The organism is Qipengyuania mesophila, assembly GCF_019711655.1.
Taxonomy (GTDB): Bacteria; Pseudomonadota; Alphaproteobacteria; order Sphingomonadales; family Sphingomonadaceae; genus Qipengyuania; species Qipengyuania mesophila.
Map to the genome: position 1 here is coordinate 712,877 of NZ_JAIGNU010000001.1, position 26,694 is coordinate 739,570.

The 26,694-nt window shown below is 65.9% G+C and carries 26 protein-coding genes; 9 read left to right on the top strand and 17 right to left on the bottom strand.

The window, feature by feature from the left end; translation table 11 throughout:
• Positions 1-75: 75 nt before the first annotated feature.
• The 5 genes from K3181_RS03585 to K3181_RS03605 all read left to right on the top strand — a co-directional run bounded on the left by K3181_RS03585 (position 76) and on the right by K3181_RS03605 (position 10,362).
• Entirely contained in the window at positions 76-1,311 is a 1,236-nt protein-coding gene (locus tag K3181_RS03585; protein WP_221600869.1) for a serine hydrolase domain-containing protein, read from the top strand.
• Positions 1,312-1,321: 10 nt separating this feature from the next.
• Positions 1,322-3,358 (top strand): 3-hydroxyacyl-CoA dehydrogenase NAD-binding domain-containing protein, encoded by a 2,037-nt coding sequence (locus K3181_RS03590; RefSeq protein WP_221600871.1) that lies wholly within the window; start codon positions 1,322-1,324, stop codon positions 3,356-3,358.
• Between the two features lie 159 nt (positions 3,359-3,517).
• Entirely contained in the window at positions 3,518-6,295 is a 2,778-nt protein-coding gene (locus K3181_RS03595; protein WP_221600873.1) for a TonB-dependent receptor, read from the top strand.
• A 259-nt stretch (positions 6,296-6,554) separates the two neighbouring features.
• A complete protein-coding gene (locus K3181_RS03600) occupies positions 6,555-9,518 on the top strand; it encodes a TonB-dependent receptor (protein WP_221600875.1) in 2,964 nt (987 codons plus the stop codon).
• A 79-nt stretch (positions 9,519-9,597) separates the two neighbouring features.
• On the top strand, positions 9,598-10,362 hold the full coding sequence (locus K3181_RS03605; protein ID WP_221600877.1) for an SDR family NAD(P)-dependent oxidoreductase: 765 nt from the start codon (positions 9,598-9,600) through the stop codon (positions 10,360-10,362).
• Positions 10,363-10,371: 9 nt separating this feature from the next.
• Here the strand turns inward: K3181_RS03605 and K3181_RS03610 are convergent, their stop codons facing one another.
• The 4 genes from K3181_RS03610 to K3181_RS03625 are packed head-to-tail and all read right to left on the bottom strand — an operon-like array spanning position 10,372 to position 14,639.
• Positions 10,372-11,781: an efflux transporter outer membrane subunit gene (locus tag K3181_RS03610; RefSeq protein WP_221600879.1), complete on the bottom strand. Its 1,410-nt coding sequence runs from the start codon at positions 11,779-11,781 to the stop codon at positions 10,372-10,374.
• Complete coding sequence (locus tag K3181_RS03615; protein WP_221600881.1) at positions 11,778-12,761, bottom strand: efflux RND transporter periplasmic adaptor subunit; 984 nt, start codon at positions 12,759-12,761, stop codon at positions 11,778-11,780. The genes K3181_RS03610 and K3181_RS03615 overlap by 4 nt, the downstream gene beginning before the upstream one ends.
• Before the next feature lies 1 nt (position 12,762).
• Positions 12,763-13,506 carry an ABC transporter ATP-binding protein gene (locus tag K3181_RS03620; RefSeq protein ID WP_221600883.1) on the bottom strand — a complete coding sequence of 248 codons (744 nt, stop codon included), beginning with the start codon at positions 13,504-13,506 and terminating at the stop codon, positions 12,763-12,765.
• Entirely contained in the window at positions 13,506-14,639 is a 1,134-nt protein-coding gene (locus tag K3181_RS03625) for an ABC transporter permease (RefSeq protein WP_221600885.1), read from the bottom strand. The genes K3181_RS03620 and K3181_RS03625 overlap by 1 nt, the downstream gene beginning before the upstream one ends.
• 71 nt (positions 14,640-14,710) lie before the next feature.
• On the opposite strand from K3181_RS03625, the gene K3181_RS03630 reads away from it, so the two are divergent.
• Positions 14,711-15,337: a TetR/AcrR family transcriptional regulator gene (locus K3181_RS03630; protein ID WP_221600887.1), complete on the top strand. Its 627-nt coding sequence runs from the start codon at positions 14,711-14,713 to the stop codon at positions 15,335-15,337.
• Between the two features lie 7 nt (positions 15,338-15,344).
• On the opposite strand, the gene K3181_RS03635 is transcribed toward K3181_RS03630, so the two are convergent.
• From K3181_RS03635 to flgB, 13 genes are read right to left on the bottom strand one after another with little or no spacing between them, the layout of a single operon-like run.
• Positions 15,345-16,175, bottom strand: coding sequence for a flagellar motor protein MotB (locus K3181_RS03635; protein ID WP_221600889.1), 831 nt, complete (start codon positions 16,173-16,175; stop codon positions 15,345-15,347).
• A gap of 1 nt (position 16,176) precedes the next feature.
• The gene (gene motA / locus K3181_RS03640) at positions 16,177-17,040 is read right to left on the bottom strand and encodes a flagellar motor stator protein MotA (RefSeq protein WP_221600890.1); all 864 of its coding nucleotides are present in this window, start codon (positions 17,038-17,040) and stop codon (positions 16,177-16,179) included.
• A gap of 30 nt (positions 17,041-17,070) precedes the next feature.
• Entirely contained in the window at positions 17,071-17,982 is a 912-nt protein-coding gene (locus K3181_RS03645; protein ID WP_221600892.1) for a flagellin N-terminal helical domain-containing protein, read from the bottom strand.
• The gene (gene flgK / locus K3181_RS03650; RefSeq protein WP_221600894.1) at positions 17,979-19,319 is read right to left on the bottom strand and encodes a flagellar hook-associated protein FlgK; all 1,341 of its coding nucleotides are present in this window, start codon (positions 19,317-19,319) and stop codon (positions 17,979-17,981) included. Before flgK ends, K3181_RS03645 begins: the two co-directional genes overlap by 4 nt.
• Positions 19,319-19,624 (bottom strand): rod-binding protein, encoded by a 306-nt coding sequence (locus K3181_RS03655; protein ID WP_247714853.1) that lies wholly within the window; start codon positions 19,622-19,624, stop codon positions 19,319-19,321. Before K3181_RS03655 ends, flgK begins: the two co-directional genes overlap by 1 nt.
• Positions 19,621-20,718, bottom strand: a complete 1,098-nt coding sequence (locus tag K3181_RS03660; RefSeq protein WP_221600896.1) for a flagellar basal body P-ring protein FlgI — start codon at positions 20,716-20,718, stop codon at positions 19,621-19,623. The genes K3181_RS03655 and K3181_RS03660 overlap by 4 nt, the downstream gene beginning before the upstream one ends.
• Positions 20,719-20,729: 11 nt before the next feature.
• Positions 20,730-21,383 carry a flagellar basal body L-ring protein FlgH gene (locus tag K3181_RS03665; protein ID WP_221600898.1) on the bottom strand — a complete coding sequence of 218 codons (654 nt, stop codon included), beginning with the start codon at positions 21,381-21,383 and terminating at the stop codon, positions 20,730-20,732.
• 11 nt (positions 21,384-21,394) lie between these two features.
• Complete coding sequence (flgG, locus tag K3181_RS03670) at positions 21,395-22,183, bottom strand: flagellar basal-body rod protein FlgG (RefSeq protein WP_221600900.1); 789 nt, start codon at positions 22,181-22,183, stop codon at positions 21,395-21,397.
• 21 nt (positions 22,184-22,204) lie between these two features.
• Positions 22,205-22,945 (bottom strand): flagellar basal body rod protein FlgF, encoded by a 741-nt coding sequence (locus K3181_RS03675; RefSeq protein WP_221600902.1) that lies wholly within the window; start codon positions 22,943-22,945, stop codon positions 22,205-22,207.
• A gap of 5 nt (positions 22,946-22,950) precedes the next feature.
• Positions 22,951-23,763, bottom strand: coding sequence for a flagellar hook-basal body complex protein (locus K3181_RS03680; protein ID WP_221600904.1), 813 nt, complete (start codon positions 23,761-23,763; stop codon positions 22,951-22,953).
• A gap of 16 nt (positions 23,764-23,779) precedes the next feature.
• Positions 23,780-24,064 (bottom strand): flagellar hook assembly protein FlgD, encoded by a 285-nt coding sequence (locus K3181_RS03685; RefSeq protein ID WP_221600906.1) that lies wholly within the window; start codon positions 24,062-24,064, stop codon positions 23,780-23,782.
• Positions 24,061-24,462 (bottom strand): flagellar basal body rod protein FlgC, encoded by a 402-nt coding sequence (flgC, locus tag K3181_RS03690; RefSeq protein WP_221600908.1) that lies wholly within the window; start codon positions 24,460-24,462, stop codon positions 24,061-24,063. The genes K3181_RS03685 and flgC overlap by 4 nt, the downstream gene beginning before the upstream one ends.
• A gap of 2 nt (positions 24,463-24,464) precedes the next feature.
• Complete coding sequence (gene flgB / locus K3181_RS03695; RefSeq protein ID WP_221600910.1) at positions 24,465-24,812, bottom strand: flagellar basal body rod protein FlgB; 348 nt, start codon at positions 24,810-24,812, stop codon at positions 24,465-24,467.
• 183 nt (positions 24,813-24,995) lie between these two features.
• On the opposite strand from flgB, the gene K3181_RS03700 reads away from it, so the two are divergent.
• From K3181_RS03700 to K3181_RS03710, 3 genes are read left to right on the top strand one after another with little or no spacing between them, the layout of a single operon-like run.
• Positions 24,996-25,652: a MotA/TolQ/ExbB proton channel family protein gene (locus K3181_RS03700; RefSeq protein WP_221600912.1), complete on the top strand. Its 657-nt coding sequence runs from the start codon at positions 24,996-24,998 to the stop codon at positions 25,650-25,652.
• The gene (locus tag K3181_RS03705) at positions 25,649-26,071 is read left to right on the top strand and encodes a hypothetical protein (RefSeq protein WP_221600914.1); all 423 of its coding nucleotides are present in this window, start codon (positions 25,649-25,651) and stop codon (positions 26,069-26,071) included. Before K3181_RS03700 ends, K3181_RS03705 begins: the two co-directional genes overlap by 4 nt.
• A 51-nt stretch (positions 26,072-26,122) precedes the next feature.
• A complete protein-coding gene (locus K3181_RS03710; RefSeq protein WP_221600915.1) occupies positions 26,123-26,635 on the top strand; it encodes a flagella basal body P-ring formation protein FlgA in 513 nt (170 codons plus the stop codon).
• Positions 26,636-26,694: the final 59 nt, after the last annotated feature.

The following is a 26,694-nucleotide window of genomic DNA, read 5'->3' on the forward strand; positions in this document are numbered from 1 at the left end:
GAGGGTGGCAAGAACAGATGAAATCGCTATTCGTGCAAAACCGAAGCATAGGTATGCGCGGGAGAGGAGAGAGGAATGTTCGAGCTGGCAGAGGCCGCGACCCAGGGATTCGACGCCGACCGACTGGCGCGGATCGCCCCCTTCCTGGCCGAGACCTATATCGACAGCGGCCGCCTGCCCAATGCGCAACTGGTGGTCGCGCGCGACGGTCAGCCGGTGCATTACACGCGGCTCGGCAGCATGGGCGACGACAAGCGCGAGCTGCGCGACGACGCCCTGTTCCGCATCGCCAGCATGACCAAGCCGGTGACCTCGGTCGCCTTCATGCAGCTGGTCGAACAGTGCAAGGTCGCGCTGGAGGAACCGGTCACGCGCGTCTTCCCCGAATTCGCCGACCTCAAGATCTATGCCGGCGGCGGCGGCTCGATCCCCTTCGCGCCGGGCAAGGCGGCGCACCCGATGCGCTTCGTCGATCTGCTCACCCACATGTCGGGCCTCACCTACGGGCTGCAGAACCGCAACAACATCGATGCGGTCTATCGCGAGCACAATTTCGATTTCGCCCGCGACCATCTCGACAGCGACGAGTTCATCGCCAAGCTGTCGAAACTACCGCTCGAATTCGCGCCCGGCGAGGGCTGGAACTACTCGGTTTCAACCGATGTCCTCGGCATCGCGGTCGAGCGGATCAGCGGGATGCGGCTGGGCGATTACTTCGAGAAGCACATCTTCGCCCCATTGGGCATGACCGACACGCGATTCGGCGTCGCCGAAGGCCAGAGCGAGCGGCTGGTCGATGCCTATGCCTATCGGCCGGGCCAGGCCCCGCGGATGATCAATGCCGGCGCGACCAGCAAGCTCAACCAGAAGGGCACATTCGACAGCGGCGGCGGCGGGCTGGTCGGGACGATCGCCGACTACCATCGCTTCGCGACCATGCTGCTCAACGGCGGCGAGCTCGACGGCGCGCGCATCCTCAGCCCCAAGACCGTCCGGCTGATGCGCACCAACCATTTGCCGAACAATGCGGACCTCACCGAGATGTCGAGCAGCCTGTTCTCCGAGGCCAACAATGCCGGGACCGGCTTCGGCCTCGGCTTCGCCATGGTGATCGATCCGGCGAAGACGCTGATGCCGTCGAGCCTCGGCGAATTCTACTGGGGCGGCGCCTATTCGACCGCCTTCTTCGTCGATCCCGTCGAACGCATCACCATGGCCTTCATGACGCAGGTCTATCCCTCGTCGACCTATCCGATCCGGCGCCAGCTGAAGACGCTGATCTATTCCGCCCTCACCGAAACCTACGCCTGAGGAAAATCCCATGACCTCCCCCATCCGCACCGAACGCCACGACAACGTCCTCGTCGTCATTTCCGACAACCCGCCGGTCAATGCGCTGGGCCAGGCCGTTCGCGCCGGGCTCAAGGACGCGATCGAACAGGCACTGTCCGACGATGCGATCGAGGCGGTGGTGATCCGCTGCGACGGACAGACCTTCTTCGCCGGCGCCGACATCACCGAATTCGGCAAGCCGCCGGTCGGCCCCAACCTGCCCGAAACGCTCGACGCGATGGAAGCCAGCGACAAGCCGGTGGTCGCCGCGATCCACGGCACCGCGCTGGGCGGCGGCTGCGAGGTCGCACTCGCCTGCCACTACCGCGTCGCCGTGCCCTCGGCCAAGATGGGTCTGCCCGAGGTGAAGCTGGGCCTGATCCCGGGCGCCGCGGGCACGCAGCGCCTGCCGCGCCTCGTGGGGGCGGAAGCCGCCCTCCCCCTCGTCGTCGGCGGCAATCCGATCCCGGCCAAGAAGGCCGAGGCGATCGGGCTGGTCGATGCGCTGGTGGGCGAGGACAGCCTCGAGGCCGACGCCATCGCTTTCGCCAGATCGAAGATCGGCCAGCCGGTTCCGCGCGCCTCGGAAGGCAAGGCCAATGAGGACGGCGTGCGCGATCCCGACCTGTTCGACCGCTTCCGCGCGTCGCAGGCTCGCCGTATCCATGGATTCGATGCGCCCAATGCCGCGATCGAGGCGGTCAAGGCGGCGGGCGAGCTGTCCTATGCGGACGGCGTGAAGAAGGAGCGCGAGCTGTTCATGAAGCTGATGAGCGGCACGCAGAGCGCGGCCATGCGCCACTATTTCTTCGCCGAACGCGCCGCCAACAAGATCGACGACGTGCCCAGGGACACGCCGCTGATCCCGGTCAGGAAGGTCGGGGTGATCGGCGCCGGCACCATGGGCGGCGGCATCTCGATGAACTTCCTGTCCGCCGGGATCCCGGTGACCATTCTCGAGATGCAGCAGGATGCTCTCGATCGCGGCACCGGCGTCATGCGCAAGAATTACGAGAACACCGCCAAGAAGGGGCGCATGAGTGCCGAACAGGTCGAACAGGCGATGGGCCTGCTCACCCCGACGCTGTCCTATGACGACCTCGCCGATTGCGACCTCGTGATCGAAGCGGTCTACGAGAACATGGACGTCAAGAAGGAGGTCTTCGCCAGGCTCGACGAAGTCGTGAAGCAGGGCGCGATCCTCGCCTCGAACACCAGCTATCTCGACGTCGACGAGATCGCCACCGCGACCAAGCGGCCGGGCTATGTGCTCGGCATGCACTTCTTCTCGCCCGCCAATGTGATGAAGCTGCTCGAGGTCGTGCGCGGCAAGGAAACGCGCGACGACGTGCTCGCCACGGTGATGAAGCTGTCCAAGACAATCGGCAAGGTCGCGGCGGTGTCGGGCGTCTGTCCGGGCTTCATCGGCAACCGCATGCTGTCCAAGCGGCAGGAACAAGCCAATGCGCTGATCATGGAAGGCGCAAACTACTGGGAGGTCGACGAGGTGCTGCTCGACTTCGGTTTCCCCATGGGCCCGTTCCAGATGGGAGATCTCGCGGGCATCGACATAGGCTGGCACCGCGACCCGACCAAGGTCACCACGATCCGCGAAGCGCTCTGCGCGGTCGGCCGCTTCGGCCAGAAGGCCGGCAAGGGTTTCTATGATTACGACGCGGCGCGCCAGCGCACGCCATCGGACGAGGTCAAGCAGATCATCGCCGACTTCGCCGCCAAGGAAGGCAAGCAGCAGCGCGACATCTCGAAAGACGAGATCCGCGAGCGCCTGCTCTACCCGATGGTCAACGAGGGCGCGAAGATTCTCGAGGAAGGGATGGCCCAGCGCGCCAGCGACATCGATGTCGTCTGGATCAACGGCTACGGCTGGCCGCTCTATACCGGCGGGCCGATGTTCTGGGCGCAGACGATCGGTCTCGACACCGTCGTCGCCGGCCTTGAGAAACACGATCTGCCGGTCAGCAACTATCTACGGGGGAAGGCCGAGGGCAGCGGCAAGTTTGACTAGCAAGGACCCCGATCTGCGACATTTTTGAAACGCCGGTACGTAAATCGGTCGACTGTGGAAGTCGTTCGTCTGGCTACGCTTGACTTGGGTCGGGCAGGCCGCTTGTGACGCATTTAAATGGGCCCGGCATGAGCCGGGGCCAGGATGAGAGGAGAAACTATGAGAAAGTTCGGTCTACGCCACCAATGCGCCTTCGGTGCGCTCGCGATCTCGCTTGCCATCGCGCCCGCAGCGGCTCAGGCGCAGGATACGACAGGCGCGGATGCCGAGGAAGCTCAATCGGTTGACAACACCGAAGCGGACACCGGCAACGTCATCATCGTTCGCGCCCAGGGCCGCGACCAGGCTCTGGCCGACGTGCCCGTCGCCGTCTCGGCCGTGTCGGGCGAGATGCTCGAGAAATCGGGTGTCTCCGACATTCGCGACCTGACCCAGGTCGCCCCCTCGCTGCTGGTCTCCTCGACCGGCAACGAAGCCAATGGTTCGGCCCGTATTCGTGGCATCGGTACGGTCGGCGACAACCCCGGCCTCGAAAGCTCGGTCGCGGTCTTCGTCGATGGCGTTTACCGTTCGCGCTCGGGCAATGCGCTGTCCGAACTCGGTCCGCTCGACCGCGTCGAAATCCTCCGCGGCCCGCAGGGCACGCTCGGCGGCCGCAACTCCTCGGCCGGCCTGATCAACATCTACACCGCCCCGCCCGAGTTCGAATTCTCGGGCTACGGCGCCTTCACCTACGGCAATTACGACGCGATCAAGGTCGAAGGCGGCGTCAACGCCCCGCTCGGCGAGACCGTCGCAGCGCGTATCGACGGCGTCTATTTCCAGCGCGACGGCTTCTACAACGACGTGGTCAACGACGTGAAGGTCAACGACCGCGATCGCTACCTCGTCCGCGCGCAGCTGCTGTTCGAACCGACGAGCGACCTCAGCTTCCGCTTGGTCGGCGACTATTCGAAGAAGGACGAGGCCTGCTGCGCCGCCACCTTCGTGCAGCCCGACTTCGCCCCGCTGGCCCGCGTATCGCCCGGGCTGGACCCGTTCACCCGCCCCGATGGCGGCCCGGCGCTGACCAGCACGAGCAACCCGATCGTTCCGATCCTGCTCGGCCTCGGCCAGGATCCGCGCGCTCTGACGCAGTCGACCTTCAATCGCGACATCTACGTCACCCCCGGCCGCACCTATGCCGGCGAGACCGAGGACTGGGGTATCTCGGGCGAACTCAACTGGGACTTCGGCAATGTCACGCTGACCTCGATCACCGGCTATCGCCAGTATTCGAACAACCAGGCCTCGGACACCGACTACACGCAGGTCGATATCCTCTATCGCGCACCGGGCGAGAATGCCGGCGCGCGCGAGTTCAAGACCTTCACGCAGGAGCTGCGCCTCAACGGAACGGCCTTCGATGACCGGCTCGACTGGCTCGTGGGCGCCTATTACGCCAACGAGAAGCTCCAGACCCGCGACAACCTGCGCTTCGGCGACGACTACGGCACGTTCGCCAACTGCCGCATCGCCCTGGCGATCAATCCGGCGCTGGCCAATCCGTCGGCGGACAACTGCCTCGGCGCCAATGTCGCGGCGCTCGACGGGACGCTGACCGGCACGCCGGCCTTCGGCGCGGCAACCCCGCTGATCCTTGCAGGCATCAACAACCTTGCGCAGATCCGCGATATCGGCGGCACAGGCGACGTGTACAACCAGACAAGCGAGAACTTCGCCCTCTTCACCCACAACATCGTCCACATCACCGATACCATCGATCTGACGCTCGGCCTTCGTTACACCAACGAAACGAAGGATTTCGATGCCACCTTCGGCAACGACAACGTGTATTGTCCGGCGAACCGCACGCTGCTCTCGCCGCTGCTGGTTCCCTCGGTCGATACCGATGGCGACGGTACTCCCGACCTTGCGCCGCTGGCCGGCCTTGCGGGTGGCCTCATCGCGCTGTCGTGCCAGGGCAATTCGACCTCGGAGCTCGATGGCGTTTCGGTCGCTGATAGCCGCGACGAGGACGAATTCACCGGTACGGCCATCCTGAGCTGGAAGCCCAATCCCGACTGGCTGGTCTACGGCTCCTATTCGAAGGGCTACAAGGCCGGCGGCTTCAACCTCGACCGTTCGGCGCTGGCGAACCCGCTTGCGCTCAATCCGGCCAACCTCGACACGGCGAACCTCCAGTTCGATGCGGAAACCGTCGACGCCTATGAAATCGGCGTCAAATACGCCGCACGCAAATGGGGCTTCAGCGTCGCCGCCTTCCGTCAGGAGTTCAGCAACTTCCAGCTGAACACCTTCAACGGCTCGGTCTTCCTGGTCCAGAACGTCAACGGCTGCGATACCGACCTCGGAGGGGCCGACCGCGACGCCAGTGCCGCAACCGGAGCCTGTGCCGCGGACAACGTCGCACCTGGCGTCGTCGCGCAGGGTTTCGAATTCGAAACCTCGCTCAGCCCGATCCGCGACCTGACCGTGACCATGGGGATCACCTATTCGGACACCAGCTACGAGAGCAATCTCGTCGGTCGGGATGACGGTTCGCCGCTCGACCCCGCGCTGCGCCTGCTGCCGGGTGACAATCTGTCGAACGCACCCGAACTGGCGGCAACCGCTTCGCTCAGCTGGACCCCGCCGATCGGCAATTCTGGTCTGTCGGGCCTGTTCTTCGTCAACGCCCGCACCACCGGTGACTACAACACCGGCTCGGACCTGCTCTACGGCAAGGAGCAGGACGGCTACACGATCGTGAACGGCCGTATCGGCATCACCGGTCCCGACCGCCGTTGGGGCGTCGAACTGTGGGCGAACAACCTGTTCGACGTGGACTATACCCAGGTCGCATTCAACACGCCGTTCGTGGCGCCGCAGCAGACCTATTCGGCCTTCCTCGCCGAGCCGCGGACTTACGGGGTCACCGTTCGCGCTGGCTTCTAACGACGCATTGCCAACGACCGATTGGGGGCCCGGCATCGACGATGCCGGGCCCTTTTTTCTTGCCGTTCGCCGCCCGCGCGATGGATGACGCCCCCTTCCCTCCCCGGCTCAACGGGACTGCATCATTCGAACTGGCGGTACGAATTCACACGCAAGTAACGAACAAAATGCCCCCGAAAGCTTGACATAAAGCGCAAGAGGGCATTGAATTTCGATTGGAGGGTACGCGCCGAGACGTGCTCCCGAGGGAGAGAGAACCATGACCAGATTGACTTTACGTCACAGTTGCGCCCTTGGCGCACTCGCGATCGCCGCCCTGTCCGCGGCTCCGGCCTTCGCTCAGGACGAGGGAGTCGATGCCGCGGCGCAGGAAGATAACCGCATCGTTGTGACCGGCTCCTACATTCGCGGCACGCCCGAAGATGCGGCGCTGCCGGTCGACGTGCTGTCGACCGAGGAGCTCCAGAACAAGGGCATCACCTCACCGCTCGAACTGATCAAGGAACTGCCCTCGGTCGGATCGGTGCTGGGTGACACCAACCAGTTTTCCACCGCGGCGCAGGGGTTCCAGGGCAATGGCTCGATCAACCTGCGCGGCCTCGGCCAGACGCGCACGCTGGTGCTGCTCAACGGCAAGCGCATGATCCAGGCTCCCGGTGACGGCTTTACCGACACCAATTTCATCCCGCTCTTCGCGCTGCAGCGCGTGGAAATCCTCAAGGATGGCGCCGCCGCCACCTATGGCTCGGATGCGATCGCGGGGGTCGCCAACTTCATCACCCGGACCAATTTCGATGGCGTGGAAGTCGCCGGCGACTGGACCTTCATCGACGGGTCGGACGGCAATTACAGCATCAGCGGCCTGATCGGGAAGAACTTCGGCGACGTCAACGTGATGATCGGGGCCGGCTGGCAGCACCGCTCGGAACTCGCCACCACTGCCCGCGACTACACCTCGCAGACCTACGATGTGAACGCATCGGGCTATTCGGCGCTCGCTACCCCGGGCCTGTTCGCGGTGACCTATCTCGGAGCCGGCGGCCTCAACACGGTGTTCGCACCCGACCAGGGCTGTAACGAGCTCGGCGGCTTCTATACCGCACCGGTCTGCCGCTTCACCTACATCCCCTTCGACAACATTACCGAAGATGAGGACCGCTATCAGGTCTATGCCCAGGTCGAGGCCGACCTGTCCGACACCGTCCGCTGGCACGCCGGCGCGCTGTGGGCCAAGACCGATCTCGAAAGCCTCAACTATTCGCCGGCCTTCCCGCCGACGCAGGGCCCCAACGGATCGGGCTTCGTTTCGGCCTTCACGACATCGCCCGCCAACCCGGCGGTCGCCGCGTTCCTCGCGCAGCAGGGGCTGCCGCCGTCGGGCGGCGTCAATGGCCCTGTCGTTCGGGTGACGAATGTCTATTACCGCCCGTTCGGCTTCATCGGCAATCCGCTCGATCCGGAACGCGGCTCGGGCACCGGCCTCGCCAAGAACAACGCCTGGCGCGTTTCGACCGGTCTCGAATTCGACCTCAGCGAAAATCTCGTGTTGAACGTCGACGGCACCTATTGGCGCTCGGCGCGCACCGCCTATGCCCCGGGCATCGTCGGTTCGCGCCTGCAGGCGGCACTCAACGGCTTGGGCGGAGCCAATTGCACCGGCACCACGCCGGGCGCCAATGGCTGCCAGTTCTTCAACCCCTTCGTCCTTGCCGGTCCGAGCAACCCGACGCTCGGCATCACCAATCCCTATTACGTGCCTGGCTTCGAGAACGATCCGGAACTGGTTTCGTGGTTGCAGATCCCCAATGGCACCTTCCAGAGGGAAGAACAGTGGGTCGGCGACATCGTCCTGTCCGGTGGAACCGGGTGGGAGCTTGGCGGTGGTGAAGTGGCCTTCGCGTTGGGCGCACAGTTCCGCAAGAACAACTTCATGAGCCGTCCGCTCCGCGACGAGTCGAACCTCGATATCAACCCCTGCTTCATCGAAGGCGATCTGAGCTGCGTCGGCACCGCAACCGAAGGTGTCGGCCCGTTCATCTTCCTTGGCGGCACGCGTCCCGTATCGCTCGACCAGAGCGTCTACGCGCTGTTCGGCGAAGTGCAGCTGCCGATCCTCGACAATCTCGAGCTGACCGCAGCGGTGCGCTTCGAGGATTACGGCAGTCCGATCGGCTCCACGATCAACCCCAAGGCCGCGGTCCGTTTCGAGGCAACCGACTGGCTGACGCTGCGCGGCTCGATCGGCACGACCTTCCGCGGGCCGCTGGCCAGCAATGTCGACTCCAACTTCGTCACCGCGCTCCAGGGGCTCACGGCGGCCGGGGGCAACTACAAGTCGGTCGATATCTACGGCAATCCCAACCTCGATCCCGAAACCGCGCTGACCTACAATCTGGGTTTCATCGTCGAGACCGGCGGCTTCACCTTCAGCGCCGACTACTGGACCTATGATTTCAAGGACCAGATCGTCATCACCCCGGCCGACGCGATCGCATCGTCGGTTGCCACCGGGGCGCTGACTGCCAACGGGACCCAGCTGATCGACTGCAATGCCGCGCTGATCGGGCTGATCACGCTGTCGGGCAATGCCTGCACGGCAACCTCCACCGGGCTCGACATCGCCCGCGTGCGGACGCAGTTCGTCAATGGCCCCGACGTCAAGGTCCGCGGCATCGACTTTGCCACGAACTACGACATCGAGGCGGGCTTCGGCGTGATCTCGATCGGCGCCAATGCCACCTGGAACCTGGCCTACAAGACCGACGATTTCTTCGTGAACGACGTGCTGGTCAGCTCGGCCTACGATGCAGTCGGCTTCGGCAACTACTTCCGCGATCCGGGCACACTGCCCGAATGGCGCGCCAACGGCTACGTCAACCTGCGCACCGGTGGTCTCAACGCCCGCTATTCGATCAACTATATCGATGGCGTCACCGACGAACGGTGCTTCGATGCATCGGGCGCCCGGATCGACCCGTGCTTCACCATCGCCGGTGTTCCGGCAGGGAGCAATTACGGCGTCGAAAGCGGCAGCTATACCCAGCACGATCTGGTGTTGAACTACACGCTGCCGGTGCAGTTCGCCGAGGTCCAGCTGACCGCGGCGGTGCTCAATATCTTCGACGAGGAACCGGCCCAGGCCTATCTGCCGCTGGGATACAATCCCTTCATCGGCAATGGCATCGGGCGCAACTTCCGCCTCGGCCTGCGCACCCGCTTCTAGGGGCAGCGGAGCCAACACCAAACGGGGGGGCCCGGGGCGCAAGCTTCGGGCCCTCGTCATTGAACCAGGGGAAACAGCCATGTCGTCATTCGATCTGACCGGAAAGGTCGCCATCGTCACCGGATCGAGCCGCGGGATCGGCCGCGCCATTGCCGAGGAGCTTGCCGCGCAGGGCGCGCGCGTGGTCATCTCGAGCCGCAAGCAGGATGCCTGCGAGGAGGTCGCCGCCGCGATCAATGCTGAACATGGCGAAGGCAGCGCCGTGGCGATTGCCGCCAGCATTTCCGAGAAGGCACAGCTCGAGGACCTCTTCGCGCAGACAAAGGCCGCGCTCGGCCCCGTCGACATCCTCGTCTGCAATGCCGCGAGCAATCCCTATTACGGATCGATGGACGGGATCGCCGACGAGCAGTTCCGCAAGATCCTCGACAACAATGTCATCTCGAACCACTGGCTGATCCAGCTCGCCCTGCCCGACATGCGCGCCAAGGGCGACGGGGCGGTGGTGGTGATCAGCTCGATCGGGGGGCTGCGCGCCTCGACCACGATCGGCGCCTATTGCATTTCCAAGGCGGCCGATTTCCAGCTTGTGCGCAACTACGCCGCGGAGAACGGCAAGCATGGTATCCGTATCAACGGCATCGCGCCGGGCCTGGTGAAGACCGATTTCGCCAAGGCGCTGTGGGACAATCCGCAGGCGCTCGCAGCAACCGAGAAGGCGCTTGCCATGCGCCGGATCGGCGAGCCCGAGGATATCGCCGGGGCGGCGGTCTATCTCGCCTCGCCCGCGGCGAAATGGACCACGGGCCAGACCATCGTGGTCGACGGCGGAGCGACGATCTAGGCGTGCAGCTCAGGGAAGCTCGCTCCCGCCCAACGCCTGCCACAGCAGCACGCGTGCCCGCCGTGCCCGTCCCAGCGCCGCCGCAGCGCGCTCGCCGCTGGCATCGGCAGCGCGACGCGCCTCGAGCACGGTGAGGAAATCGGCGAGGCCGGCCTGATAGCGCGTGTCCGCCAGCCGCGCGGCACGCTGGAGGTTGGCCGCCTCGCTCGCCGCGGCCGCAGCCTCGGCATCGGCGGCAGAGACGAGGCCGTAGCCCGCCTCCGCATCCCCCAGCGCCGTATAGACGGCGCCGCGATAGGCCTCGAAAGCGGCCTTCTTCTCGGCCGCCGCGCCGTCGATCTCGGCGGCGATCCGCCCGAAGTCGAGCAGCGGCCCGGCGATGCCGGCGGCGAGCGATCCGACCAGCGAGTCGCCGTCGAACAAATCGCCCAGGCCGAAGGCCAGCAAGCCGATCGCGCCCGACAGGCTGAAAGTGGGGAAGCGCTGGCGCGCGGTTGCCGCGAGCTGCGCATCGGCTGCGGCGAGCGAGGCCGCTGCGGCAAGCACGTCGGGGCGGTTGGCGAGCAGCGTGGATGGCAGGGTCGCGGGCGGCGCGGGGATCTCGCCGGTCGTGGCACCCGTTGCCAGCGCGGCGCGGACATCGGTGCCGCCCTGCGCGGTCAGCGTCACGAGGCGGCCCAGCAACCGCGTCCGCTCGCTCTCGAGCGCCGCCAGCCGGCTGCGCGAACTCGCCGCCGAGCTTTCGGCACGGACGCGGTCGAACCCCGGAGCCAGCCCTGCGCGTTCGCGGACGCCGGCGAGCCGCGCCAGCTCTTCGGCCGCGGTCAGATCGCTGCGGATTTCACGCTCGCGCTCCTCGAGGGTGCGCCAGTCGATGACGCTCGCGGCGATTTCGGACAGCAGCGCAATCCGCACCGCCTGCGCCTGCGCACTGGCGGCATCGACCTTGGCCAGCGCAGCGCGCTCGCTCGCCTTGAGGCGTCCGAAAAGATCCAGGTCCCAGCGCGCTGTGAGATTGGCGGCATAGGACACGCGTTCGGCCTCGAAGGCGATGCCCGCGGGCAGGTTCCCGCCGAAGGAGTTGGGGTTGGTCCGCTGCCCGGTCACCGAGGCATTGGCGCCGATCGACGGAAGGAGCTCGGCCCCGGCCCGGTCAGCACCCGCGCGGGCCTGCTCGACGCGCGCGGCCGCCTCGCCCAGCGTGGGGGAGGATGCGAGCGCTTGTCTCGCAAGCGCGGCGAAACCCGCATCTTCGGTCGGCATGAGCCGGGCCAGCGACGTCCCGGTCCCGGCATCGGGCGCGAAGAGGAAGCTTTCGGGCAGCTCCGGCAACGGCGTCGCCACCTCGGGCGGCGGGCCCGCCGTGCAGGCGGCGAGCACCAGCGCGCTGGCGGCCGGGAGCAGAGCGCGCCGCCTCACTCTTCGTCACCCTTCGCGGGGATATAGGCATCGACCTGCTGGCCGACGCGGAACAGCCCGTTCGTTTCGGGCAGCTGGTAGATCACCTGCAGGACGCGCACATCGACGCGTTCGGCCGCGCTGTTGGTGAGCGAGCGCTTGGGCACCACCTGCGGCTCCGCGCGAACGAAGACCGCCTCGACCTGCCGGTCCGCCGCGCCGCGCGGGCTGACAGTGGCCGGGGCGCCCAGCCTGAGCCTTGGAGCCTGTTCCTCGTCGATGTCGATCCGGACATGCAGCGGGCTCGTCTGGCCCATTTCGATAAAGGGCTGCGATCCACCCCCGCCCATGGTGCTGACGAATTCGCCCTTGCGGATGTTCACTGCCAGGATCTCGCCCGCCATCGGCGCGCGGATCGACAGGCGATCGATTTCGGTCCGTGCCGATCCGGCGCGCGCCTCGGCCGCCTGCAGACGTGCCTGCGCCAGCCGCAGGCGTTCGCTCGCCGCATTGGCATCGCCCTCGGCGCGGATCACTTCGGCGCGGCTGACCGCGGCGGGATCCTCGACTTGGCGGTAGAGCGCGAGCTGGCGGCCGGCCGTGGCGCGCGCGCTCTGCGCCTCGGCGATCGCAGCGCGGGCCTCGAGGATCGCGGCCTGCGCCTCGCGCAGCTGCGCGCGGACGGCACGGTCGTCGAGCGCGAACAGCAGCTGGCCCTCGCCGACGCGGTCGCCAGGCTCGACCAGGAGGCGGGTCACGAGGCCCGAGAGCGGCGAGCCGATCTGGACGGTCTCGCTCGACGGTTCGACCACGCCCGAGCCTGCCACGCGAGGCTGCGCGGCCAGATCGGCAGGCGCGTGCGGCGGCTCGCGCGCAGGGTCCGACAGCGTGCGGTCGGGCAGGCCCGCAAGGATGAAGGCCGCCGCACCGAGCAGTCCGACCACGGCGATCGTCGGGAGAATCTGGCGCGGGAAGCTGAGGTTTTTCCAGTCGAGGGCCATGTCAGTGTCCTTCGGGCATTTCTCTGCCGTCATGGGTGATCCGGCCGTCCTCGAGTACGAGGATGCGGTCGGCGAGATCGAAGATGCGGTTGTCGTGCGTCACGATGATGCAGGCACGGTTTTCGGCCACGGCCACCTCGCGCAGCAGGTCCATCACCCGCCGGCCAGAGGAAGCGTCCAGGGCCGCGGTGGGTTCGTCGCAGACCACCAGCCGCGGTTCGTGCACCAGCGCGCGGGCGATGGCGACGCGCTGCTGCTGGCCGCCCGACAGCTGGCTCGGCAGCTTGTTCGCCTGATCGCCGATATTGAGCTTTTCGAGCATGGCGACGGCGCGCGTCCGTGCCTCGTGGCGTTCCATCCCCTGCGCGATCAGCGGCACTGCAGCATTGCTGGCAGCATCGATCGAGGGGATGAGATTGTACTGCTGGAAGATGAAGCCGATATTGGCGAGGCGGAACTCGACCAGTTCGCTGTCGCCGAGGTCGTAGATGTCGGTCCCGAAGACCTTCACCTCGCCCAGCGTCGGCCAGAGAATTCCGCACATGATCGAGATCAGCGTGGTCTTGCCCGAGCCGCTTTCGCCGACGAGGAAGGTCATCTCCCCCGCGCGAATGTCGAGGTCGATGCCGTGGAGCACGGTGATCGTCTGCTGCCCCGCCTGGAAATCGCGCGTCACGCCGCGCGTGCAGATCGCCGCTTCGGGATTGCAGCCGCCGATGGCGCTGGTGTCGAGCAAAGTTCCCATCAACGGAACACCGATGCGGGTTCGGTCCGGAGTACGTTGCGTAGGGCCAGCCAGCCGGTCAGCGCCAGGATCAGCGCCACCGAAGCCAGGCTGATCAGCGGAATTTGCCAGGGAATGTAGAAGCCCTTGAAGGTCGGATTGCTGGCGAAGCCCCAGATGAAGAGGATCGTGCCGAGAACGCCCAGGCCGTAGCCGATCAGCCCGACCAGCCCCGCCTGGACCGCCACCATCCGGCGGATCTTGGCATTGGTGACCCCGATCGCCTTGAGCGCGCCGAACTGCTTGATGTTGTCGCGGATGAACAGGCTGAAGGTCAGTCCGACGATCGCCACGCCGACGATAAAGCCGAGCGCCACGGTAATCCCGAAATTGAACGGGATGCCGGTGTTCTCGATGATGAAATCGATCCCGTCCTTGGCGAATTCGTCGCGTGTTTGCGCCTTCAACCCGGTCTCGTGTTCGATCCGCTCGGACAACGCCTTGGCTTGAGCGGGCTCTTCTGCTCCCACCAGCACGAAGGACAGGCGGTTGCGCGTACCGGGCACATAGTTCAGCGCCTGGCTGTATTTGGTGTAGAGCACCACGGTGCTGGTGAAGCTGGGAATGGCATCGGCGATCCCGCGGATGACTGCGCGCTGATCGTTGAGTTCGAGCCGCTCGCCGATTGGCGACTGGTCGGGGAACATGCGCGTCGCACCGACATCGTCGATGATGACGCTGTCGGGCTGCTCCAGCACCTCGGTCGATCCTTCGAGCATGCGCTTGGGCAGGCCGATCAGCGTCGCATCGTCGACCCCGATCACGGCCACGCCCTCGAGATCGCCGTCTCCGGTGCGGACGCTGGCCTGCGCGCGGATATGCGGCACCGCCCAGGCAACACCTTCAACGCTGCGCACCTTGTCGAGCGCGGTCGCGGGCATGGCATAGGCGATGTCGGTGGTGCGGCTGACCGGGTCCATCACCCAGATATCGGCGCTCGAGACATTGTAGACGCCACTGGCGCCGCGCTCGATCAGGTTGACGAAAATGGTCAGCTGCTGTGTGATCAGGAGCGTCGAGAAGGCAATTCCGAATACGAGCCCGTAGAACTTCTGGGCATCGCCGGTGAGCATCCTGATCGCGATCCAGAGCACGTGCGCTTGCCTTGTTCCCTCGACTCGTTCATTATTGAACGATGCAGTTCACATGAACGGAGGCGTTCAGATTGTCAAGCAGCGCGCCCAAACGCAGTGGCCGCCCGACGGACGAGGCCAAGCGCGAGGCGATCCTGGCAGCCGCGGCGGCGAGCTTTTTCGAGCACGGCTTCGCGGCCAGCTCGATCGAACAGATCGCCGCGGACGCCGGGGTTTCCAAGGTCACCATCTACAATCGCTTCGGCGACAAGCGCGCGCTGTTCACCGCCGCCGTGGAGCAGGAATGCGCGCAATTGCGCGGTAGCCTCGAAGTGCCGGAGATCGCCTCGGGCAGCCTGCGTGACCGCCTAACCGCGATCGGCGAGGCGATGGTCGCCTTCCTCTCGCGCCCCCGGATGGTCCAGTTCGAACGGCGTATCGCGGCCGAGACCGAGCACGAGCCGGCGGTCGGCCAAGCCTTCCTCGCTGCCGGCCCGTTGCGGATGAAGAAGGCCTTTTCAGCCCTGCTCGCGGCGATGCACGATGCGGGCGACATCGAGATCGACGATGCCGAGCTGGCCGCCGAACAATTCGCCAGCATGTGCAAGGGCATGGGCGACCTAGAACGGCGCTTCGGGGTTCCCGACGATCCCCTGCGAAACCGCGAGCGGATCGCCGGGGCGGTCGAGGTCTTCTGTCGCGCCTACGCCCGACGCTGAGCGCTGCTCAGCGCTCAAGCGTGATCGAAATCCGGCGGTTGCGCGGATCGGACGGATCGTTCGCAATCAGCGGTTCGGTATCGGCGACGCCTTCGATCCGGCGGAAGCGAGTGCGAGCGATCCCGTGACGGATGAGCATCTGGCGCGTGGTCTCCGCACGTCCCGCCGACAGCGACCAGTTGTTGACGCGGGCCGGATCGCGATACTGGAGCGCGTCGGTGTGGCCGCGCACGGTAATCTTGCCGCCTTCCGGACCGATGGCCTCGGCGATGAGATCGAGCAGGTCGCGCGCATCGGTGGTCAGGACGGTAGTCCCCAGCGAGAACATCGAGAAATCCGCGTCATCGACGAGGTCGATCCTGATACCCGTGGTGGTGTCGACCATGCGCACCTGCCGCATCAAGCGCTTGAGGCGCTCTTCGTCGGCGATCGCAGCGGTAACCCGTCGCTCGATCTGCTTGATGCGGGCAGCGCCTTCCTTCGGCCCGCCGGTCGCATCGCGCGGCACCGTCAGCGTCTGCGTGCCCGTCTGCCCCGCCGCATGCGGATAGCTGTCGACATCGACCAGCGACGAGCCGCCGAGCACGCCGTCCGCGCCCGCGCTCTGTTCCTTGGTCTTGACCAGCGTCGGCGTGAAATAGTCGGCCAGCCCCTTGCGTTGGTCCTCGGTCGTCGAACCGAGCAACCACAGCAGCAGGAAGAAGGCCATCATCGCGGTGACGAAGTCGGCATAGGCGACCTTCCAGGCACCGCCATGGTGGCCGGCAGCGACCACGGTGACCTTCTTGACGATGATCGGAGCGGGTGGCTCGTTGCGGCCCGCCGCCTTGCTGGCCATCTTACCGACCCCTGAGAGCGTCGAGCAGCTCGTTCAGGCCCGGGCGAACCGTGTGGCCGAGGCCCGAGCGGGCGCTTTCGACCACCAGTGGCTGCGGGTGGCCGTAGAGCGAGGCGATGATCACTTGCTTGACGGCGTGAAAGATCTGTTCGTCCTGTTCGAGCACCTGCTTGAGGCGACTGGCGAGCGGGCCGACGATGCCATAGGCGAGCAGCACGCCGAGGAAGGTTCCGACCAGCGCCGACCCGATCATGCCGCCGAGAATCTCGGGTGGCTTGTCGATCGACCCCATGGTTTTCACCACGCCGAGCACGGCCGCGACGATGCCCAGCGCAGGCAGCGCATCCGCAAGCGACTGGAGCGTGTGCTGCGGCTCGTGGAGCTCGTGGAAATGCGTCTTCATCGAATTGTCCATCACTTCCTCGACCGCATGCGTCTCGAGCGTGCCCGAGGACACAACCAGTAGCGTCAGCGTATCGCAGATCAGGCCGATCAGCGGCTCGTTCTGAAGCAGGTTGGGGTAGGCGCTGAAGATCGTCGAATCCTGCGGGTTCTCGACATGGCTTTCGAGCGCGACCGGCCCTTCGTTCTTGAGCAGTTTCATGCACTGCGCGGTCAGGGCGATCGCATCGATATGGTCCTGCTTCGTATGCTGCGGGCCCTTGAAGATGACCTTGAAGGACTTGCCGATAGCCTTGAGACCATCCATCGAATTGCCCGCCACCAGCGCGCCGACCGCGGCGCCGCCGATGATCAGCATTTCGTGCGGTACGGCTTCCATGACGGGGCCGAGCGCGCCGCCGGTCAGGGCAAAGCCGCCGAACACCATGACGAGCAGTATGACTATTCCGATTGCGGCGAACACGATTGAATCCCCTGTATTTTCAGGCCGCGATCAGCGCAGCATCGAGAAGAGTGAAAGATTGGCGAGCCGTACGAAGCTGGCCTGACTCGCTTCGAGTACGGTGAGTGTTTCCTGCAGCCGGCTCATCGTCACTGCGATATCGGCACCTCCGACATTCGAACGTTCGTCGGCCACGCGTTCGGCATTGGCCTCGCGCCGCTCGGTCATGAGATCGATCCAGTTGAGCCGCGCGCCAACCACGGTCTGCGCGGTGGTCACCTTCTCCAAGCCGGCGTCGAGGTCCGCCAGCGAGGCGGCGGCGGTTTCGGCCGCGCCCTGGCCGCCGGCCTTGAGGACGGCAACAAGATCGCCCAGCACGGTGAACAGGTCGGTCGAGCCATTGGCGGTATCGAACTGAAAGACCTCGGGACCGGTCAGGCCCGGAACCACCGTCTGGCCGTCGCCTATTTCAAGCGGCGTGATCTCGGTCGTGCCGACGAACTGGATCGTACCGCCATTGTCGGCATAGGCCGCGCCTGAGGTCTGTCCGCCAAGCAGAGAATGGCCGGCGATGTTCCGGCCGTTCGCAAGCAGGACGAGGTTTTCGCGCAAGCCGGCGATTTCCACGCCAATCGCGGCGCGCTGATCGTCGCTGAGCGTGCTGTTCGTGGCTTGCACCGCCAGTTCGCGCACCCGCACGACCAGGTCGGCAACCGAACTGAGGGTCTGGTCGGTCAGCGAAAGATCGGCCTCGGCCAGCTGCGAGTTGCGTGTGTCGACATTGGCGATCCGCTCGTTGCGGCTGAGCATGCGCAGGCGCGCCGCCGCAACCGGATCGTCCGAGGAGCGTTCGAGGCGCTCGCCCGTGCCGATTTGCTGCTGCAGCGATTCCGCCTGCGAGCGCAAGCTGCTGATCTGCCGCGTTCCACGCTCGTAGAATGCCCCGGTGCTGAGATTGATCATCGGCCGATCCCCAGAAGAGTGTCGAAAATGTCGCTGGCGGCCTGCATGGCCCTACCCGAGGCCTGGAACGCCTGCTGGAAGCGGATCAGATTGGCCGCTTCGGCATCGAGATCGACGCCCGATTGCTGCTCGAGCGAGACGCGTGCCGACGAGGCGATCGTCTCGAGCGCGCTCTGCGTGACGTTGCGGCCGGCGACCTTGCTCGACACGTCGAACAGCACCCCGCTGAGCTGCTGCGCGGGATCGAGACTGGCCAGCGACTGGCGCAGCGCATTGAGATTGGCGTCGTCGCGGCTACCCGCCACGGCACCCGCAGGCGCCGTCGCCAATCCCTTGCCATCGGTCATCACGACGCGCAGCGTGCCCGCCGTGTTGCCGGCAAAGATCGGCTGACCCTGCGTGCCATCGAGCGCGACACCGGCAGCCTGGGCGTTGTTCACCGCATCGGCCAGACCGGCGGCGATCGTGTCGAGCCTCCCGCGAACCGACGCCAGTTCGGTCAGCGCGAGCGAGGCGCCGGCGAGCGCGCCCGAGCCGGGCGTCATGGCTTGGCCGTCGACCGCGAAGCTCATCGTCCCGTCGGCGGCGGTCGCCGAAGTCAGAGTGGAGGAGGCGCCACCCTGCACGAAGCTGCGAGCAGGATTGCTGCCGAGCGAAACCGCGACCGTCCCGTCGCTCGCGAAGGTGGTCGAAATCGACGTGAAGCCGGCCAGGCGTTCGAGCAGCTGGTCGCGCTGGTCGAGCAGGGCCGCACGGTCGCTGCTGCCGGTTCCGGCACGGGTCAGGCGCAGGTTCACCCGCGCCAGTTCGCCGCCGACGATATTGGCATCCGAAACCTGCGATTCCGCTTCGAAACGCAGGCCTGCGCCGACCGAGTCGAAACCCGAGGCGGTGATGTTGAACTTGTTGGCCAGCGTATCCGCCTCGGCGACCACGGCAGCGCGACGCGAGGGGTCGATGGGGTCGCCGGCGAGCTGCTGGAGCACCGCTTCGAATTCGACGATGGCGGTAAAGACGCCCGACTGTTCGAGCGCACTTTCCATGTTGCGCAGGCCCGACAGCTCGGTATTGGCGCGCTGCAGGTCGCCCGAAGTGCGCCGGACCTCGCTCTGGAGGAAGGAGTCCGCGTTGCGGCGGATTTCCGCGATCCGCGCACCCGACAGCGAGATGTCGCCGATCCGGCCGGCCCCTCCCGAAGCGGAAACCTCCTCGATCCGCAGGCTGCGACGGACGTATCCGTCGCTCGACGCGTTGGCGATGTTCTGCGCCGTGACGTCGAGCGCGCCGCGCGCCGCGCGGGCGCCGCTGGCGGCGATCGAGAGAAGGTCCGAAGCCATCAGCTCTCACCCTGCGGCAGGAAGCGCGACAGCTGCTGTTCGATCGCGGCGGCGAAGCCGAGCTGACCCGATTGCGCGGTCACCTCGGCAAAGCGCGCATCGCGCATCTCGCGGAAGGTGTCCTCGCCCTCACCGCTGATCAGGTCATTGCCGCCAAAATCGGTGTTCCGCGCGCTGGCGAGCATCTGGCGCAGCAGGATCGCCTCGAATTGCTGCGCCGCCTGGCGCAGTTCGGTGCGTTCCGGCGAAGCCTCGCGTTCGGCAAGTGGCTTCGCGCCGGTCATGGAGATCGGAAAGGCCGTCATATAATCACGAGCTCCGCAGTGAGCGATCCAGCCTGCTTGAGACCTTCGAGGATCGCGACCAGATCGGCCGGGGTGGCGCCGAGCGCGTTGAGCGCATCGACCACTTCAGCGAGCGAGGCGCCGGGCCCGACGCGCGAGACGACATTGTCCTGCTGGCGCGCGGTGATCGTGCTGTTCTGCTCGACCGCGGTGCGTCCGCGCGAGAACGGCTCGGGCTGGACCACGGTGGGGTTCTCGTCGATCCGCACGACCAGGCTGCCGTGGCTGATCGCCGCGGGCGCGAGGCGCACGGCGCTGGAGATGACGATTGTGCCGGTGCGGCTGTTGATCACCACCTTGGCAGCGCGTTCGGCGGGGTCGACATCAAGCATTTCGATCTGCGCCATGATCTCGGCGCGGGTGTTGGCACCCGGCGGGAGCATCAACGCCAAGGTCACCCCGTCCTCGACCTGCGCCATGCCCGGATAGGCGGCGTTGATCGCGTCGCGGACGCGCGAGATGGTCAGGAAGTCGGCTTGGTAGAGGTTCCAGCGCAGCACTTCGGAAAAGTCGAAATTGCTGGCCACCGCCTGTTCGACGGTCGCGCCGTCGGCGATCCGGCCCACCGTCGGCACATTGACGGTCAGTTTCGAGCCGTCCTTGCCCGAGACGCCGAGCCCGCCGACAGCGAGGTTGCCCTGCGCCATCGCGTAGATCTGGCCATCGGCACCGTAGAGCGGGGTCATCACCAGCGCGCCGCCGCGCAGCGACTTGGCCTTGCCCATGGTCGACACGGTAACGTCGATCCGCTGGCCGGGCTTGGCGAAAGCAGGCAGTTCGGCGGTGATGATCACCGCGGCCGCGTTCTTGAGAGCCGGGTTGACGCCCGGCGGCAGCTGCAGGCCGAGCCGGCCCGACACGCCGCGCATAGCCTGCGTGGCATAGGCGAAATTGTCATCGCCCGATCCGTCGAGGCCGACGACGACGCCATAGCCGGTCAGCTGGTTCGAGCGGACGGACTGGAACTGGCCAAGATCACGCACCCGCTCGGCCGCTGCCGGAACCGGCAGCGACGCGAGCAGCGCGACGAAGAGGAGAGCGAGGCGACGGATCATGATCGGCATCCTCAGAAGGGCGAAATCGCGCCGAAGAACTTGGACAGCCAGCCTTCGCGGCTCGCACGCTGGACCGAGCCCGCGCCCGAGTAGGAAATCCGCGCATCGGCCACACGGATCGAGGGGATGCGGTTGTCCTGGTCGATGTCCGAGAGGCGAATAATGCCCGAGAGCTGGACCCATTCTTCGCCCTGGCTGAGTTGCATCACCTTTTCCCCGCGTACGAGCGCCGTCCCGTTCGGCCGGACCTCGGCAATGGTCACGGTCAGGTCGGCACGGATCGAACTGGCCTGGGAAGCATCGCCCGATCCTTTGAACGACGAACCACCCGAAGCATTAAGGTCGCTGTCGTCGATTCCGACGAAGGCGGGAAGCGACAGGCCGATGCTGCCGTCGCGTTTGGTCGACCCACTGGTCGATTTCGAGGTCTGCGTCCGTTCGACCAGAACGATGGTGACGATATCGCCGACCTTCGCCGCGCGATTGCCGTAATAGAGCGGCGCATAGCCCTGGCTGGCCTGGTAGATCGCGCCATCCTGATGGCGGACTTGCGCGGTCTGCGGTGCGGGCGGAAGCGCGGCGGCAAAGCCTTCGGGCCGCGCGGAACCACCGCCACAGGCGGCAAGTCCGAGCGCCAGGGGCAGAATGCAGATAGCGGGTTTCATCGCAGAAGTCCTCACAGCGTCTGGTTGGCGTTGCGGAGCATTTCGTCGACGGCCGAAACCATCTTCGAGCTGATTTCGTAGGCGCGCTGACATTCGATCATTTCGACCAGTTCCTCGACGATGTTGACGTTCGAGGCTTCGAGCATGCCCTGGCGGATATTGCCCCGCCCGTTCTCTCCGCCCGGCGCGAGCTCGGCGGCACCGCTGGCGGCGGTTTCGACGAGGAAGTTGTCGCCGATCGCCTGCAGGCCGGCAGGGTTGGTGAAGCGCGCCACCTGGATCTGGCCCAGTTCGGTCGCTTCGGCCTCGCCCGGCACGGTCGCCGAGACGGTACCGTCGGGCGACACCGAGATCGAGGTCGCTCCCTCGGGCACAGTGATCGCCGGCTGAACGGAATAGCCCTGCTGCGTCACCAGCTGCCCTTCGGCGGACACGGTGAAATTGCCTGCACGGGTGTAGCCGGTGCGGCCACCGGGCATTTCGATCTGGAAGTAGCCGTCGCCGTCGAGCGCGAGGTCGAAGGCATTGCCGGTGGTGTTCAGCGCACCCTGCGTCATGATCTGGCTGGTCGACTGGACCGCGACGCCGGTGCCGAGGTTGAGCCCGGTGGCATAGGCAGTTTCACCCGACGAGCGCTGGCCCGCGACGCGTGCGTCCTGATAGGCGAGCGTGGCGAAGTTGGCGCGGTCGCGCTTGAAGCCGGTGGTGCCGACGTTGGCGAGGTTGTTGGCAATGACGCGCATCCGCGCATCCTGCGCCTCGAGCCCGGTACGAGCGACCTGAAGGGCTGAAGTGGGCATGGTGGTGTTCCTTTTCCCTGATTAGCTGAGGCGCATGAGCTGCGCGCCGCTTTCGTCGACTTCGCGTGCGGTGGAGATGAGCTTGCTGCGCATGGCGAAAAGGCGCTGCGCGTCGATCATCTCGACCAGGACTTCGGTGGTTTTGACGTTGGACTGTTCGAGCGCGCCCGTCTGGACCTTCGCCGCCTCGTCGGTCGGCAAAACGCCGCCGCCCTCGACCCGGAAGAGGCCGTCGAGCCCCTTGCTGACCGGCGAACCAGCCCATGTCGCCAGCTTGATCCGGCCGATTTCGGCCGGGGGCTGGTCGGGCGTCGTGGGGTCGGTGATCGTCACCGTCCCGTCGGGCGCGATCCCGGGGATGCCGACCGGCGGGATGGTGATCGGACCGGTGTCGCCGAGCACCGGCCGCCCGTCGCCATTGACGAGCAGGCCGGTAGCCGAAATCGACAGGTCGCCGCGGCGCGTATACGCCTCGGTGCCGTCTTCCGCCTGGACCGCCATGAGCGCATCGGTCGCGACCGCGATGTCGAGATCGCGTCCGGTTTCGATGATTTCGCCCGCCGCCATATCCGCTCCGCGGACCGCGGTGGTCTGCATCGCGCGGGCCTCGTTGGGCTGGCCCTCGATCGTGACCGGGCGCTGGTCGAGCAGTTCGGCGCGGAACCCGAGCGTATTGGCATTGGCCATATTGCTCGCGATGACGCGCTGGCTGTCCATCGACGCCCGCATGCCCGAAAGAGCGGTATAGATGAGGCGGTCCATGAGAATCAGGTCCGCAGGTTGATGACGGTCTGCGAGATCTGGGTCGCGGTGTCGATCGCCTTGGCATTGGCCTGGAAGTTGCGCTGGGCGGTGATCAGCCCGACGAGTTCCTCGGCAATGTCGACGTTCGAGCGTTCGAGCGCACCCGAGAGCAGCGAACCATAGGCGCCCGAGCCGGGCGAACCGTAAGTGGCGGGACCTGAAAGGCCAGTGCCTTCCCAATTCGCCGAACCGACCTTCTTGAGCCCGGTCGGCGAAATGAAGCTGGCCAGCGCCACGGCGCCGATCGGCTCGACCGAACCATCGGCATAGGAAGCCTGGACGAGGCCTTCGCGGGTGATCGTTACACCTGCGAACTCGGCTCCCGCCGCGTTCTGAGCGGGGATCTGGGCGTCGGAAATGGTGTTGCCGGTGACCACGCCGTTGGCATCGACCGGGAACACCTGCAGGCGGTTGCCGTCGCTGTCGGCGATGTTGCCCGTCTCGGACATGGTGAAAGAGCCCGCGCGGGTATAGAGCGTCTTGCCGTCGACCGCCGAACGCGTGGTGAAGAAGCCGTCACCGGTGATCGCTAGGTCGAGTGCCGAGCCGGTCTGTTCGACGGGGCCGAGCGCGAAGTTCTGCGTGATCGACGACACCGAGGCACCGATGCCCTGGATCATGCGCGGGTTGGTCAGCGCCGAACCGGCGACGATTTCGGAGAATTCGGTGCGGCTACGCTTAAAGCCGTAGGTTTCCGAGTTCGAGATATTGTGCGCGATCACCCCGAGCGAGGTCTGCGCGTTCTTCATGCCGTTGAGCGAAGTGTAGAAGGACATGGGGTGTCTCCTTGGGTCAGAGTTCGGATGCGGACTGGGTGGTTTCGATCAGCTGGTCGAGCTTGTCCGCTATCCGCTCGAGCATGGCATTGGTTTCGGAAACCCCGGCGAGCGAGGAGAACTGCGCCATCTGGGCGAGCATTTCCTTGTTATCGACTGGATCGAAGGGATCCTGCTGCTGCATCTGGACGGTCAGCAGGCGGAGAAAGTCGCCCTGCCCGAGTGCGTCCATGCCGCGGCCCGAAACGGGGCCGGTGGTGCTGGTGGCGGTGGCCACCTGATTGGTCGTCGAAGTGATCATTTCATTCTCATCGTTTCGAGCATGAGTTGCTTGGCGGTCGACATCGCTTCGACCATGTTGCGGTACTGGCGCGAGGCTTCGAGCATCTCGACCATCTCGGAATTCTCATCGACCGGGGCTTCCCAGACATCGCCGTTCTCATCGGCGAGCGGGTGACCCGGATCGTGGCGACGGATCGGCGCGACATCCTCGCGGACCACGCCGCCCACGCGGACCGACGAAAGGCCGCTGGCACGATCGAGCTCCTGCTCGAACACGGTGCGCATCGGGCGATATGCCTCTTCCTCGCTGCCGGCGACTGAGCCGGCGTTGGCGAGGTTGGACGCCGCCGTGTTCATCCGCGTAAGCTGGGCGGACATGGCGCGATGGCCGATTTCGAAGAAGGTCGGGCCGGCCATCGTTATTCGCCCCGGATCGCGCGGGTGACGGTCTCGACCCGTCCGCGCAGGAAGTTGAGCGTCGCCGTATAGGCGACCGCATTCTCGGCGAAGGCCGTCTGTTCGGTCGCCATTTCGACGGTGTTGCCGTCGAGGCTGGCCATGGTCGGGATGCGGTACTGCATTGCGCCTTCGCTGGCGCGATCACTGTCGGCGCCGCCCAGGCGGGCCTGCAGCGCTGCGGCGAAGTCGACGTCGCGCGCCTTGTAGCCGGGGGTGGCGGCATTGGCGATATTCGAGCCGAGCACGCTCATGCGCTGCGACCGGATCTCCAGTGCCGCCCCGTGAATGCCGAACAAACCTTCGCTCATGTGAGCCTCCGCGAAAAATTACGGAAGATGTTCAGCAAGGGGCGTGCCAAAATCGAATTGCCGTCTCGAAACGGGCCAAACCGGCAAGGCATGGCAAGGCTTTGCCGGATAGCGGCAAAGTTCGTCCGCCGGATAAAACTGCCGTTGCCGCTGCCGTTCTAAGCCGCAAGGAGTAGCTACCCCATGCTTGAAACCTGGATCGATCCCGCCGCGATCGCCATCGTCCTTGTTGGAACGCTCGTCGCGACCGCCATGCGCTGCGGTCTTGCCGACAGCCGAACCGCGCTCGGTGCCGTACGCGGCCTGTTCGAGCGGTCGTTCCACCCGACCCGCGCCAAGGCCGAGCTTTCGCTGCAGATCCGCACGATCGCCGACGACGGCTTCGTCCGCGCGGAGGTCCGCCGCTTCGGCGACAAGGAATTCGACAGCCTCTCCGACCTGATCATCAGCCAGCGTTCGATCCAGTCGCTGCACAGCGAACACCTCAAGTTCAAGGAAGCGCGCCTCGCCCGCGCCCAGACCGCCACCCGCGTGCTCGAATGCGCCGCAGACCTCGCGCCGGTCTTCGGGCTTGCCGGGACACTGATCGCACTGGGCCAGGCGCAGGGGCCCTCCTCGCAGGACACCGGGCTCGTCGGCGCGATCGCCATGGCGGTCGTCACGACGCTCTACGGACTGGTCGCGGCCAACTTCCTTTTCGCCCCGCTGGCGAGTGCCATCACCCGCAAGTCGCGGCAGGAAGAAAGCGACCGCGACGAAGTGCTCGAATGGCTGGAGCACGGTATCCGTCAGACCGGTGTCCGAAACGTCTCGCCATTGCCCCAAAGGGAAGCGGCATGATCATTCGCGCCGCCTCGGGCTGGCAGACCGCGACGGCCGACCTTGCGCTGATCCTGTTCCTCATTACTGCGCAGGCGGTGCGCGAGGAGCAGCCGGTGCCGGCAGTCGCCGCCGAGAGCAAGACACCCGCGCCAGTCGCCTCCTCTGCGCTTGCGCTGCACAAGCCTGCGCCGGACGAAAGCGTCCGCAAATGGCTTCTCGCCACCGTCACCGACGAGCGGCAGGTCGCCACCATCACCGTCAGCTATACGCCCGAAGGGCGCGCAAGGGCCCTTGTCGAGGGCGAACGCCTGCTCGAGGAAGCCGAAGCTGCAGGAGTGGCCGCACGGTTGGTCGCCATGCCCGATGCACAGGACGATACGGTGATCTCGGTCGACTATCTCCGTGAAGAAGGAGATGGCACGAACCTTGCTCGCTAGCGTGACAAAGCCCCCTCGGGGTCAACACGCCAACCAGAGCCAGGATCGACCATGCGCCATCTCTTTGTAGGACCCCTTGCCGCTTCGCTGCTCGCGACTGCTGCCGCAGCCGCCACGCCGATGGATCTGTCGATGATCGATCGTGCCGTCGCCGATTTCACCGGTGCCGAGATCGGCCAGCCGGGCGGTGCCAAGCTGCCCGTCGACCGTCGCCTGCGCCTCGCCAGCTGCCAGACCCCGCTCGACCTGCAATGGTTCGGGCGCGACCAGCGCTCGGTCCAGATCGCCTGTCCGAGCGCGGGATGGCGCATCTATGTCGCGGTCGACAATGGCGGCGGCGGCGCCATGCATGGCGCACCAGCCTATGGCGAAACGCTCGTCCACCGCGGCGAGGCCGTCAGCATCCAGGTACGCGGCGGGGGCTTCACACTCACCCGGCAGGGTTCTGCCATGGAAGACGGCGCGCAAGGCGAATGGATCAAGGTGCGCGCCACGGGCGAACGCACCGAAACGCTCCGTGCCATGGTCATCCGCCCGGGCCAGGTCGGCATCGAATTGCCGTAGGCGGCACATTTTATTGCCGGGGAGTTAAACTCGCCAATTCCTAGCCGTTCTGTGGAGCA